Origin of the sequence: Mycolicibacterium arabiense (assembly GCF_010731815.2) — a bacterium.
GTDB lineage: Bacteria > Actinomycetota > Actinomycetes > Mycobacteriales > Mycobacteriaceae > Mycobacterium > Mycobacterium arabiense.
In genome coordinates, this window is the sequence record NZ_AP022593.1 from 2,405,775 (window position 1) to 2,418,005 (window position 12,231).

10 protein-coding genes are annotated in these 12,231 nt (G+C 68.2%); 6 read left to right on the plus strand and 4 right to left on the minus strand.

Features of this window, described 5'->3' with window-relative positions; genetic code table 11:
- Positions 1-44: 44 nt before the first annotated feature.
- Both G6N61_RS13290 and G6N61_RS30555 read right to left on the minus strand, forming a co-directional pair.
- Entirely contained in the window at positions 45-2,072 is a 2,028-nt protein-coding gene (locus tag G6N61_RS13290; RefSeq protein WP_163918952.1) for a cellulose biosynthesis cyclic di-GMP-binding regulatory protein BcsB, read from the minus strand.
- Positions 2,073-2,173: 101 nt separating this feature from the next.
- On the minus strand, positions 2,174-2,338 hold the full coding sequence (locus G6N61_RS30555; RefSeq protein ID WP_220101439.1) for a hypothetical protein: 165 nt from the start codon (positions 2,336-2,338) through the stop codon (positions 2,174-2,176).
- A gap of 131 nt (positions 2,339-2,469) precedes the next feature.
- Between G6N61_RS30555 and G6N61_RS13295 the strand changes: the two genes are divergently transcribed.
- From G6N61_RS13295 to G6N61_RS13305, 3 genes are read left to right on the plus strand one after another with little or no spacing between them, the layout of a single operon-like run.
- Positions 2,470-3,762, plus strand: coding sequence for a hypothetical protein (locus G6N61_RS13295; RefSeq protein ID WP_163918953.1), 1,293 nt, complete (start codon positions 2,470-2,472; stop codon positions 3,760-3,762).
- A 39-nt stretch (positions 3,763-3,801) separates the two neighbouring features.
- A complete protein-coding gene (locus G6N61_RS13300; RefSeq protein WP_163918954.1) occupies positions 3,802-4,971 on the plus strand; it encodes a hypothetical protein in 1,170 nt (389 codons plus the stop codon).
- The gene (locus G6N61_RS13305) at positions 4,968-6,299 is read left to right on the plus strand and encodes an O-antigen polymerase (RefSeq protein ID WP_235887523.1); all 1,332 of its coding nucleotides are present in this window, start codon (positions 4,968-4,970) and stop codon (positions 6,297-6,299) included. The genes G6N61_RS13300 and G6N61_RS13305 overlap by 4 nt, the downstream gene beginning before the upstream one ends.
- A 3-nt stretch (positions 6,300-6,302) precedes the next feature.
- Here G6N61_RS13305 and G6N61_RS13310 read toward each other — a convergent pair whose 3' ends face one another.
- Positions 6,303-7,883 carry a glycosyl hydrolase family 28-related protein gene (locus tag G6N61_RS13310; protein ID WP_163918955.1) on the minus strand — a complete coding sequence of 527 codons (1,581 nt, stop codon included), beginning with the start codon at positions 7,881-7,883 and terminating at the stop codon, positions 6,303-6,305.
- Entirely contained in the window at positions 7,880-9,028 is a 1,149-nt protein-coding gene (locus tag G6N61_RS13315) for a glycosyltransferase family 4 protein (protein ID WP_163918956.1), read from the minus strand. Before G6N61_RS13315 ends, G6N61_RS13310 begins: the two co-directional genes overlap by 4 nt.
- A gap of 143 nt (positions 9,029-9,171) precedes the next feature.
- On the opposite strand from G6N61_RS13315, the gene G6N61_RS13320 reads away from it, so the two are divergent.
- The 3 genes from G6N61_RS13320 (at position 9,172) to G6N61_RS13330 (ending at position 12,230) form a co-directional block, all read left to right on the plus strand.
- Positions 9,172-9,891 carry a GAF domain-containing protein gene (locus G6N61_RS13320; protein WP_235887524.1) on the plus strand — a complete coding sequence of 240 codons (720 nt, stop codon included), beginning with the start codon at positions 9,172-9,174 and terminating at the stop codon, positions 9,889-9,891.
- Between the two features lie 141 nt (positions 9,892-10,032).
- Positions 10,033-11,574 carry a sugar transferase gene (locus G6N61_RS13325; RefSeq protein ID WP_163918958.1) on the plus strand — a complete coding sequence of 514 codons (1,542 nt, stop codon included), beginning with the start codon at positions 10,033-10,035 and terminating at the stop codon, positions 11,572-11,574.
- Between the two features lie 29 nt (positions 11,575-11,603).
- On the plus strand, positions 11,604-12,230 hold the full coding sequence (locus G6N61_RS13330) for an undecaprenyl diphosphate synthase family protein (RefSeq protein ID WP_235887525.1): 627 nt from the start codon (positions 11,604-11,606) through the stop codon (positions 12,228-12,230).
- Position 12,231 lies beyond the last annotated feature (1 nt).

Sequence of the window (12,231 nt, forward strand, 5' to 3'; positions counted from 1 at the left end):
TTCCGAATGGGTGGGTTGCCTGCGGGACCCCAAATGCGCTTGGATCAGCGGGTTTCGTGCCGAACCGCTCCGTCCGTCGCGGGCGTGCGCCTGCGCCGCCACAACAGCGCGGCACCCAGCGCCAGCGCGGCGAGTAGGAGCAATCCGGCGCCTACCGCCAGCCACACCGAACGGTCGGTCCCGCCCTCGGGTGCCGCCGCCTGCGCGGCGTCGCCGGGTTGGATCGTGAGGGTGGTGACGGTTCCGTCGGTGCCGGCTGCCAGCACGTTCCCGTCGACACTGGCCCATCCTCCCGGCAGCTGGTCGAGGAAGGAGAACAGCGGCTCCACCAGCGACCACGCACCACTCGTGGTGACGAGGACGACCGTGCGTTGCCGGGGTTCGTCGGCGAACACCTGAACTGAGGCCAACCCGCGATTGATGTCGGCACGCAGTTCGTCGCGCAGGTCGACCTGGACGTCACTGCCCTCGCCACCGATCGGCGGGCGCATCGACGTCTGCTTGATCGTCGCGGCGTTCGCCACGATCAGCGCGCCGTTGCTGGCGTCGGCCGCGGCCTTGACGTCGACGACACGGGGCGCCAGGTCGTTGCCGGATTGGCGCGCGATCTCGGCCACGACACGCGTCGCGTAGTCGAGCTGGTTGGCGTTGCTTCCGTCGAGCGCCACGAGGAACTCGGGGGTCAGCTCCGAGGGCACGGCGTCGAAACCGCCCAGCGGTGGGCCGTCACGCCGCACCGTCATGGTCGATCTGGGGTCGAGCTGGAAGGCCATCGGCGCAATGGTCGGGCTGCACAGCTGGCGCGGGCTGAACGTCAGGTCGAACTCGAAACCGACGCGTTGCCTGAGGAATTCGCCGGGCACCTCGAACGTGGCGTCGACGCGCCCGCTGTCGTTGAGCGGTGTGGCGTGTACCGCCTGCCCGTTCACGCTCACCATCAACGTCGCGGAATCCATGGCCGAGACGGGGGTGTGGGTGGCCAGCAGATGCACCTTTACGCCGGCGACGCGGGCGCCCAGCGCGGCTCGGTCGACGCCCACCGTGAGCTTGCCGGTTCGCAGGACGGCGGTCTCGCCTGCGAGATCCAGGTCGGCGAAGCTCATCTCGTCGGCCTGCGGGCCGGAGGCGGTCACCGAGCCCGCCTTGTCGACCCGCGCGTCCGGAACCTGTGCCAGCGACTGCAACTCGTTGACCACGAGGGACGCCTGATCGGCGAGTTGGTCACCGCGACCGGTCACCTTCAGGAAGACGTTGGCCCGGTCGGCGTTGACGACCTCGAGGCCGGCATCGCCGCGCTCGACGACGATGGCACGGGTGAGCTGGGGTGCCGGCGGTGGCGCGGCACCGCGGGGCTGGTTGACAACGGTGATCGCCACCGCTTGCGCCCGGTACATGCGGGAGATCGCCGAGGCGAGTGTCAGCACAGCCTGGCGTTCGGCATCGTCGGCGTCGACCGGGGCGTGGATCACGACGCGCTGCAGGACGGACGGGAAGAACGCCGCGATCGTGGTCGGTGCTGGCTCGGCCCCGGCGAACACCGCCGTGAGGTCGCTGATGACGACACGCTCGCCGAGCCCACACCGTTCCTGGGCGGGTCGCCCCGGCTCTCGCACCGTCAGCGAGAGCGCGAGCCGCGCATCGGTTACCGCGGCCGCGGAGACGTCGACGTCGAATGGCACGACGGCTTGGCTCGGCGTGACGGCGGGGAGGTCGACGGTTGCGAGGAATCGTCCGGTGCCGTCGACGATCTCCACGAAACCCGCACCGAAGTCGACCGGGGAGTGGATGAGACCGCGCAGTCGGGTGACGGCGAAACCGGATGGCACCGGGACGGTGAAGTCCTGGTTGGTGTTGACCCCGGCCAGGGTGATCTCCGACGGCAACCCGAGTCCGGTCCATGGCAGGGACAGTTCGGCACCGGGCTCGAGGTTCGAGTTCAGTGGATCGGCGTGCGCCGCCTCAGCGCCGCTGAGTGCGGTGACGAGCAGCATCGACAGGAGCATGGCCAGTGCCACGCCAATGCCGTTGTCACGCTTGCGCCGCCGGAATGGTGGCCTGAACTCAAGAGACACTGCCGCTCCAGTTTCGGTGAGTGGGCTTCTCGAATCTCATTCCCGGCGTCGGACGATACCGGCAAACGGTGTGCCGCGGTGGAGAACGCGCGCCGGGCAATTCAACCGTCACCGCGCCACTTCGAGACCTGCGCAAACGACGCGCAGCCGCCGTCGATTTCGTTAACATTGGTGGCATTGAGAGCCAAGCGGGCAACTACGAATTTGCTGTATTTGCACGGCGGCGACATGCGTTGCGGAAATGACGCGTCGAGCCGCCGGCGCATTTGCGCATCGTCGAGGTGTTCGACCGGCGTAGCGCACGGCCTCGACTACGATGTTGATCGCACTGTGAGGCCCAGGACGGAGCGCCGAGAAGTTGTCTGCAAGCGTGTCGAAAGCGCCCGCGATCGCGACGATGACGTCACTCGAAACCCGCTTCGCGATGACCAAGCTGATCCTGGCCGCGATCATCGGTGCCTGCGTGGGCGGCCTCATCGGCGGGTTGGCGTTCGGCACCCCGGCCTCCGACACCACCGCGACCGCCTTCCTGCGTCTGCACAATCCGGCTGATCTCACTGCCATTGCGGGTGGGGCCAGTCAGATCACCCCCGACAATCAAGGCAACACAACGACATTCGTCGCCGGCGAGATCGCCTACCTGTCCGGGGAGGGCTTCGCCGCCGCCGTGGCCAGGAAGATGGCCATGGACGATCCCGCCGAACTGAACATCGCCCAAGCCAGCGAGTCGTCGATCGTGACGATCAGCCACAGCAGCGGATCCCGCGACGACGCCATCCGAACGGTCCAGACGGCCATCGACCTCTACGGCGAGGAACTCGAGCAGCGCGTCGACGAGCAGATGCGGATGATCCTGCCGAGGCTCGAACAGTGGCAACGGCGCAACGCGGCGGACCCCACGCGGACACTGGAACTGCAACGGGTTCGCGAGAGCATCGAATTGCAGGCAGCCGAGGCCGGCAACTTGCTCGTCGTGCAGCCACCGATCCCGAACGAGCCGAGTTCGGCGCAATGGGTCATCGGGGTGTTCCTCGGTGCGCTCCTCGGCGGCGCGAGCGTCATGGCGGTCCTGCTCGCCCGGCGACGGCGTTCAGGCCGCGGTTCGTTGGTCAAGACGATGACCGACGGTGTGGACGGCGTGCTGTTGCCTGCGGTGGACCTCGACCTGCCGTCCGACGACGACTGGACCGACGACCACAGGCGCCTGGCACGCACCCTCTTCGCGCAGTGCCCCTCCCCCGGACCGAGTCGCGTCGTCCTGGTGATCGGGGCATCGGAGTCCTCCGGGGCGTCAGTGGTGGCGTCGCTGCTGGAGTTCGCGGCCGCCGAGAATCAGCCGCTCGCAGACGCGACGACCCCGTCGGGCCAGGGCCAGCACTCGAGGCCCGGCTCGGAGCCGTCGCCGACGACGCGGGTCGTCCTGGGAGGCGCCGTCGGTGACTCGACGCTGTCCCCGGACGTCATCGGGTCCGCCACCGACATCGTGCTGGTGGCACGACTCGACGCCGACACGGTGCCTGCCGCGCTGGCGCTGCGATCGGCCACCGCGGCCAGTTCCGCGCCCGTGGTCGCCGTGTTCACCCACCACCGGTCCCAGCGCCAACGGTTCGGCAGGCGGCGGGCGACCGCGGAAGCCGCTGATCCGCCGGTGATCTCGGACGACGCGGGCGAACGGCCGAACTCCCGGTGATGGGCAGGACGCCACCGGATCGGCCGGCCGGGTGGGGCGATGCCTGACGCCCGGCACCTGCACACGGCCGTTCAGGTCGGCGCCGGCCTGGCGCTCAACGTGTTCCCGGCGATCTTCATCGCCATCTATGCGCGCATCGCCCCCATCGAGACGCAGGGCTTCCTCGCGCTGGCCCTCGCCGTCGGCGTCTACGTCGCCCAGCTCTTCAACGCCTTCGTCGTGGAGGGCCGGTTGGCCACGCCGGGCGTCGAGGGACCGCTGGGGCTGCCGGCCTGGGTGGTGGCCGTCGCCCTCGCCGCCGCGGGGCTGCTGGCCGTCGGGCCGGCGGTCGCGTCGTCGCCGGTGCTGATGGCCAGTTCCATCGGCATCATGACCGGCCTCCTGATGTCCCGCTCCATCGGCGTCGTCACCGGCGAATGGAAGCGCGAGGGACTCGGTGCCGGGGCGTTGATCGTCAGCAGCGTCGGCGCGCTTGCGCTTTCGGCCCATCAGAACCCGCATTGCGTACGGGTGCTCGCGCTCGGCGCGTTCCTGGCCGTCGTGGTGCGGTATCACCCTCGACGATCGATGCCGCACATGGGCTTTCCACCGGACGTCCGGCGATCCAGCTGGGTCACCGGCGAGACCGCCGTCGTGGGTGCCGTGCAACCCGCGATCACCTCGGTCCTGCTGGTCATGGTCGGGCCGGTGGCTTCGGTCACCTTCCGCGTCATCACGACGGTCGCCGGCGCGGTGGAGCCGATCCTGGCGTACGGCAGGTATCGCCTGCTGGCACACGGTCATCGCGGCGAACTCAAGGCGTTCGTCGCCGTGTTCGCCGTCGGCATGGCCGTGGTCTTGATCGCCGCGTTCGGGGGGCTCGGCAGCCTGGTCTTCGGACCTGCGTGGCAGGCCGTGGGAGCCGTCGCGATGCTGCTGGGGTGTCTCTGGAAGGTCGTCACCCTGGTCTCGACCGTGCCGTTCGCGGCGCTCCGCAAGGCGGGTGAGACGGTGCTGGTGTTCTGGATTCGCGCCGCCAGCACGGTGGTCTACCTCGCGGTGAGCGTCGGCTTCCTGCTGGTGTGGGAGGACATCTCGGCGATCTTCCTGGCGTTCGTCGTGTCCGAGGCGATCACCGCCGTCGTCTACCACCGCGCCGCGGTCAGAGGAGCACCCGAGTATGCCGCCTCGTTCGGCCCTCGGCGGGTCCGCGAACGGTTCGGCGGGTGACCACCACGGCGACGGGCCTCGACCCCGTCGTGCGCGACACCGACGCCCCCCGTCTGGCACCGGCGTGGTTCCGGCCCGCGGTCTTCATCCTCGCTCCGGTCACCGCGTCGTTCCTCGCGTGGTGGGGTCTGGTCGCCACCCGCGAACTCGGGCTCGCAGGCACGATGTCCGAGGCGCTGAACGGTTTTTCGACCCCGGCCAACGCCACCGGTGGAGGCATTGCCCTGCTCCTGCTGTGGTACGGCGCCATCGTGATGGTGTCGACGGTCGGCTTCCTGCTGGGCGCCCAGCGGACCCGCCCGCTGCTCGGCACCGAGCGGACCAACACCTCCTGGTTCGAGCGGCGGTACTTCTTCATCCTGTTGGCGGCCGGTGCGATCGGCGTCGGCTACGCGTTCATGAGGGTGGGCGGCATCGCCGCGATCGTCGAATCGCTGAGCGAACAGACCGCCAACGACTTCAGCAATGCGCTGTCGGGTTTCGCGGGTCCGCAGACACTGCGGTACGCCACGATCCTGGCTGCTCCCATCGGCGTTCATCTCTGGCGCAAGAAGGTCATCGGGTGGCCGTACATGGTCGCCGCGGTCCTGCTTCTGGTCGCCAACGCGATGATTGCCTCCCGGCTGGCGCTGATGATGGCCTGCGCGGTCTACCTCGCCGCGTGGGTCAGGAGCCGGGAACCACGGTCGCCGGCGAGCGGTTCGAGAGCGCGGACGTGGGTGGCGGTCGCATTGATCGTGCTCACCGGATTCGCGGTGCTGACCGCACTCAACTACTTCCGCAACGCGAACTACTACCGCGAGGCGGGCGTGTCGAACCCGGTGGCGATGAACCTGTACCAGACCGGGGCCTACCTCGCCGTGCCCGCGCAGGTCCAGCTCGGCGTTTCCACCGCGGTGATGAGCGGCGCGTGGGAGAACCAGGGCGGTCCGGTGACGTCATTGGACGCCATACAGCCCACGTTCCTGCAATTCAACAAGGTGGCCAAGGACGACAGCTGGAAACAGGCGTCGGTCTACGGCTATTCGGTGTCGTTCGCGGGGAACTTCTTCACCAACTCGGTGTTCGCCGACATCTACTCCGAGTACGGGAGCTGGGGCTGGCTGTACACCATCGTGGCCTACGGTTTCGCCGGTTACGCCTTCGCCCGAATATTCAGCTTCAGCCCGGTGATCGCCGCATCGTCGGGCGTGGTGGCGTACTGCTTCCTCGAGGTGTGGCGCGTGCAGATCTTGAGTTACGGCATCGTGGTCTTCCTGCTGTTGCTCACGGCAGGCAGCGCACTGCTGGCGGCACGGGTCCGGCCACCGCGAGCCGAACGCGTCTAGCCGCTAGGAGCACCCGACCGTCGACTCGACCACCGGCGGGCTGACGTCCAGAGTTCCGATGCCGACGGGTGCGTCACGGCGGTCGGCACTGCCGCAGTGGTCGGCCGGGGACATCCGCACGGGCACCCAGGGAGCAGGCGCTGCAGGCCAGCGGACGCGCAGTTCGTCGATGAAGCCCGTACTGGAGTCGAGGACGACGCAGGGCGCCGGAGTGGCCGCGGGCGCCTCGGTCTGGTCGATCACGACGGCCATCTGGTCGACGGCGAGCGCCTTGGCGTTGCCCAACGAGAACACGGTGACCGGGGTGGCGTGCCGAACGTCGAGTCGTCCGAACGTGATTCCTCGTGCGTCGTCGATGCCGACGCCCCCGCTGCCGCCCGTCGTCGACGTCGACGAGATGCTGCAGTCGTCGATCGAGAGGCCACTGACGTCGCGTCCGCTCAGCGTCTCCGCGCGTACCGCCCAGTTGGTGCACCCGTCGAGCTTGGCGTCGTCGACGTGTACGTCGAAGTCGGTGAAGCGCGGGTCACCGGTATCGCTGGGTCGGGCCAGTAGGTGAATGCCGGTGTCGCAGTCGGTTGCGGTGACGTCGGTGACGCGCACCTCGCGGCTGGCCACGTAGTTCCATCCCACGTCGGTGCCCGGTGCCGCGGAGTCGACCATGACCGCGGATCCGGTGCGCACCCCGGCAACCGCGAGTGCGCCGAGGGTGACCCGTCGTGCGCCTGCGACGCGGACGCCGTTCGCGGTGCCCCCGGTGACGCTGACGTTGGCGATGGTGAAGTCGGTGTTGGACCATTCGGTCAGCGTTGGGAACGAAAACGTATGTGCAGCAGCGTCGATGGCGAACCGATCGGCGAAGTACGTGACGAGGGCCAGTCCGTCGTCGCCGGTGTCGCGCGCGGTGTACCCGTTGATCTCTGCCCGTCGGCAGGCGTTGAAGTGCAGCCCGTCGGCCTGGCTGCCGGAGACTCGGAGGCCGGCGACTGCGATGCCGGACACCCCCATCATGATCACGCCGGCCTGGGGACTCGACCGCACGGTGCAGCCCGTCAACGTCACACCGGCCACGGGCGGCCTGGGCCTCGACCACGGGCGCGGCGCGCTGGAACTGGGAGCGGGGCAGCCCATCACCCTGATCCCGTCCCCCATGGAACGGCGGGCACCGGACGCCCAGCGAATGTTGACGTTGCGCAACGCGATTCGCCAGGCAGGCCCGCGGACCAGGAGGCCGTGGCTGGTGCCGGTGCCCAGGGCCGGATCGAGGTTGTCCATGAACAGTTCCGCATCGGGTTCGAAGACCACCGCGACGTCGGAGACACCGGAGATCACGATCGCCGCGGTACCCGGTGGGTGACGCTGCGCGAAACGATAGGTGCCTGCCGGGAAATGGAGTGTGCCACCTGATCGCACCGCCGCGGCCGCGTCCCGGATGGCCCGCGAGTCATCGGCGATCCCGTCACCCACGGCGCCGTGGGCCCTGACGTCGACCACCGCACTGCCGCCGCCCCGGCATCCCGCCACGAGAGTGAGGGCGGCTGCGGCGGGCAGACCGGCCAGGATCCGGCGCCTCGTGGTGCTCACCGCGTACTCGAGGCCAGTTCCCGGCAGATCGAGTCAGCGGCGAGTGCGGGGTCGATCCGCTGCTGCCGCGTCGTGACGTGGGAGAGTCCCCGCAGCGCGAGTTCGGCGCGCGCCACGTCGTCTTCGCAGTATCGGCGCATCAGCCGGGCAAGGCCCTCGCGGTCGTGCGGGTCGAAGTAGTCGGCGCCGTCACCGCACGTCTCGCGGAGCACCGGGATGTCCGAGGAGAGCACGGCCGTGCCCGACGCCATCGCCTCCAGTGGAGGCAATCCCGCGCCTTCGTGCAGGGACGGCATCACCAGGAGTTCCGCCGCTGCCACCAAGGCCCGCAGTACCGCGAACTCGACCTGTCCGATCAACACGACTCGGTCGCCGTGGTCCTCGGCGAGTTGGCGGACCCGTTCGTCCATGGTCCGCACCGTGGCGCCTCCCCCGGCGATGACGAGTTTGTGCGCAACGGTGTCGGCCACATCGGAGAACGCTTCGAGCAACAGCGGTAAGTTCTTGTATCGCTTCGTGTTTCCTACGTAGAGCAGGTAGCGGCCGTCGACCGGAGACCGGCTCGGATCGGCGGGCTCCAGCCATGCTTCGTCGACCGGGATCGGCGCCACCTGGACCCGCGCGGACGACGCGATGCTCCGCACCGCAGCTGCGGTCGCCTCTGACGGCGTGAAGATGCGCCTGCACGACCGGGCGTCGGCGCGCAGCATCAACTGCGCGTACATGCGGTACGCAAAGCTCTGGCCGCTGATGCTCTGCGGCAGGACGTGAATGGTGTCGTGCACGGTGACGTAGGTCAGCATCCTGCGGTGGCGGGGCTTCAGCCGGGCCGCCGGGTACGGGTAGTGCGGCAGCCACACCGCCCGCGGACGGATCTGGTCGAACGCGTCACGCCACACCCGCTGTTCCGCCGCGGAGTACATGGGTGCGGCCGGATCCGACGCGACGACGACGTCGGTGCTGGGGCGCAGTTCGGGCAGGGAGTCCCGACCTGCCAGGACTGCCAAGCACAGACCCTGGCGAGCCGCGGAGTCCTCGAGATGTGGCAGATGGGTCCGGATGTAGGTACCGATGCCGCTCTGATGCACGTGGCGAGCATCGAAGAGGAGGTCGACGGGGCGGCCGCTGATTCGGGCTTCCAGCACGTCGCCTCCTTCGTCGATCGGACGACCAAAGATTACGGTGCTGTCGATAATCTGCACCGCATCGGTACCACGTGCCTGCTCACGCGGAAGTGGTAAATGCTTAGCAGTACACCAGATCACCGATGTTCGGTTACCGTGAGCGAGTGACCGGCGGGCTCGAGGCTTTCGACGATTGGCTCAACTCGCTGCTCGCTGAACGGGCTCGGGAGGCCGGCGAGGACGTCGATCAGTACGTCGTCCGCGCCGTGGCGTCGCGCATGATCGCCGACCAGCGACGCGTCGACAGCCCGGTCATCGACGATTTGCTGACCCACCTCTCCAACGCCGGCGTCTTTGCCGAATCCGCCATGCCGAGCGTAACCGCCTCGATAACCGACCCGAGCCGGCTGCGCGCCCTGTATGCCACCGGACTGTTGGATTCGCCGCCTGAGGAGATCTACGACCGGATCACCCGCGCCGCAGCCGATGCACTCGACGCGCCCTTCGCCCTGGTGTCGCTGGTCGATTCCGATCGTCAGTTCTTCAAGAGCGCAGCGGGCATGAAGATCACGTCTCCGCAGGAAAGGCAGACGCCGCTCAGCCGGTCGATGTGCCAATACGCCGTAGCAAACCGCGCACCCCTGGTTCTCGAGGACGCGCGGGCGGACCCGGTGTTCAAGAACCACCCTGCCGTCCGCGATGGGACCCTGGTGGCCTACCTGGGCATTCCGCTCATCGATGGCGATGGAAATGCCATCGGCACGCTGTGCGTATTCGACACCAAGCCACGCTTGTGGGGCACGGGGCACGTCCAAGTGCTGAGCGACCTTGCGGCGCTGGCGACCGAACGCATCTTCGGCGCCACGTCCGATTCCGCCCGCTGACCACTGCCGTCCAGCTATCGCGGACGATGGCACTCTTTTACGATGCTGAACAAATTTCTTGACCCAGCCGCTAATTACTCTGCGGAGTCGGCTCGGCGCCCCTAAGGTTGGTTACCTCGGAGTCGGCGGGGGATGTGCTGCATGCAAATGGACGTGAAGGCGAAGGCCCGTTCGGGGCCGAGTCGGCAGCGCGTCACGCTGCCGACGAACGCCGTGCGTCCGCCGTCCGGCCGCGACGCCCCTACCCCGCACCGCTTCCTCGAACGCCTTCGATCCGAGTCCGGCTACGGTGCCCTGACGGTGGCGCTCGACGTCTGGGCGGCGGTGTGGGCGGTTTTGCTGGCACAGTGGTTGACCCCCGGCCCCGTCGGTGACCGCAACATCGCCCTGTACTCGTGGATATTCGTGCCGGTGGTCGTCGTCATCCTCGGCACGCGCTCGATGTACCGGCGACGCCTCGACCATCGCTTCCTCGACGACTTCGAACCGGTCGAGACGTCGGTGGCCGTCGCCACGCTGGCGACCTTGACGATCATGCTGCTGCTGGTGCCGCCGTTCACGCCGGGGCAAGTCATCGGCGAGTACGTCCGTCCCAGCGACGTGATGGTGCGAATCTGGTTGTGCGCAGCAATTCTCATACCTGGAGTTCGGCTCATCAGGTCCCTGGCGCAGCGATACCTGCGGCGGAGGTACCGCTTCGGATCGCCTGCGCTGATCGTGGGCTCGGGCCCGATCACCCACCAGCTCGTCACACGGATGCGTCAGGTGCCCGACTACGGACTGCATCCCGTCGGCCTACTCGACGATTCCCGGCCGACCGAAGCGGACGGGTTCGACGTGCCGTACTTCGGCACCATCGACAACCTCGAGATCGCCGCTCGCGCAACCGGCGCCGCCGAACTCATCCTGGCGCCCTCGACGGTGTCCGACGAGCGCCTCGCGCGGACCGCGCACGAGGCGCAGAACCTCGGCATGCGGGTTCGGGTGGTGCCCAGGGTGATGGACGCCGTCAGCGGGGGCGCCTGGGTCGAGCACTTGGGCGGCGTACCGCTGATGGTCCTCTGCCGGGTCGACCCGAGGGGTTGGCAGTTCGCGGTCAAGCACGCGTGCGACCGGACGGCTGCCGGCCTCGGCCTGCTCCTCATCTCACCGGTGTTCCTCGGGTTGGCGCTGCTCGTCAAGCTCAGTTCGCCGGGGCCGATCTTCTTCAGCCAGGACCGGATCGGCCGTGACGGCAAGGTCTTCGGCTGCTTGAAGTTCCGCAGCATGCGTCCCCTCGACCCGGCCAAGGACGACTTCGAGTTGGCGGCTGGCGCCGCGCCCGGCGGGGTCGAGGGGGTCGACCGGCGCACGCGGATCGGCAAGATCATGCGCAAGACCTCACTGGACGAATTGCCGCAACTCGTCAACGTCCTGCGCGGTGACATGAGCCTGGTCGGCCCGCGTCCCGAACGGCCCGAGTACGTGGAGCTGTTCGAGATGCAGGTGCGACGCTACGGCGATCGCCACCGGGTGAAGGCGGGCATCACCGGTTGGGCTCAGGTGCACGGACTACGGGGGCAGACGTCGATCGCCGACCGCGCCGAGTTCGACAACTACTACATCGAGAACTGGTCGCTGAACCTCGACTTCAAGATCCTCGTCCTCACTGTCCTGGCAGTGCTCCGCAGTGCGGAGGACTGAGCATCTCCGCTCACCCCGCACACGTAGGCGTGATCCCCGACGGACTCCGGCGGTGGGCGCAGACCCGTGGGACATCGCTGTCCGAGGCGTACCTGCGCGGTGCGGAGAAGGTCGTCGAGATCCTGCTGGCGTTGCAGCGCAACGACGTTGCGACGGTATCGGTGTACAACCTCAGTCGGGCGAACCTGGGGCGCCGCGACGACGAACTCGATGCGGTGTACTCGGCGTCGCTGCACTTCCTCAATACGTTGGTCCCCCAGCACTTCGACGGCTCCGCGTGCAGCGTGCGGTTGCACGGCGATCGCACGGCACTGCCTGCCGAGTACGTCGCAGCGGCAGAACATGTCGAGGCCGCGATGACCGGCGAGGACTTCCGGATCAACGTGCTCGCCGCCTATGACGCAGCCGACGAACTGCGCGCCGCTCAGCGTCGGGCGGAGCGCGACGGATGTGACATCTCGGCTGCCTTCGAGATCGGCGCGGTCGACCTGGTCATCCGAACGACTCCGGAGCCACTGCTGAGCGGGTTCCTGCCGTTCCAGAGTCAGTACGCGCAACTGATCTTCTTGACGACGCCCTTGAACGACCTCACGGGTAGCCGCATCGACGACATCGTCGCCGACTACCGACGCCTGCCCCAACTCCGGGGTCGGTAGT

What these genes read in the sequence shown, in the direction of transcription:
- G6N61_RS30555 (WP_220101439.1), bottom strand. Translation starts at nt 2,338, where the DNA reads ATGCGCCGGCGGCTCGACGCGTCATTTCCGCAACGCATGTCGCCGCCG.
- G6N61_RS13295 (WP_163918953.1), top strand. Translation starts at nt 2,470, where the DNA reads ATGACGTCACTCGAAACCCGCTTCGCGATGACCAAGCTGATCCTGGCC.
- G6N61_RS13300 (WP_163918954.1), top strand. Translation starts at nt 3,802, where the DNA reads ATGCCTGACGCCCGGCACCTGCACACGGCCGTTCAGGTCGGCGCCGGC.
- G6N61_RS13325 (WP_163918958.1), top strand. Translation starts at nt 10,033, where the DNA reads ATGCAAATGGACGTGAAGGCGAAGGCCCGTTCGGGGCCGAGTCGGCAG.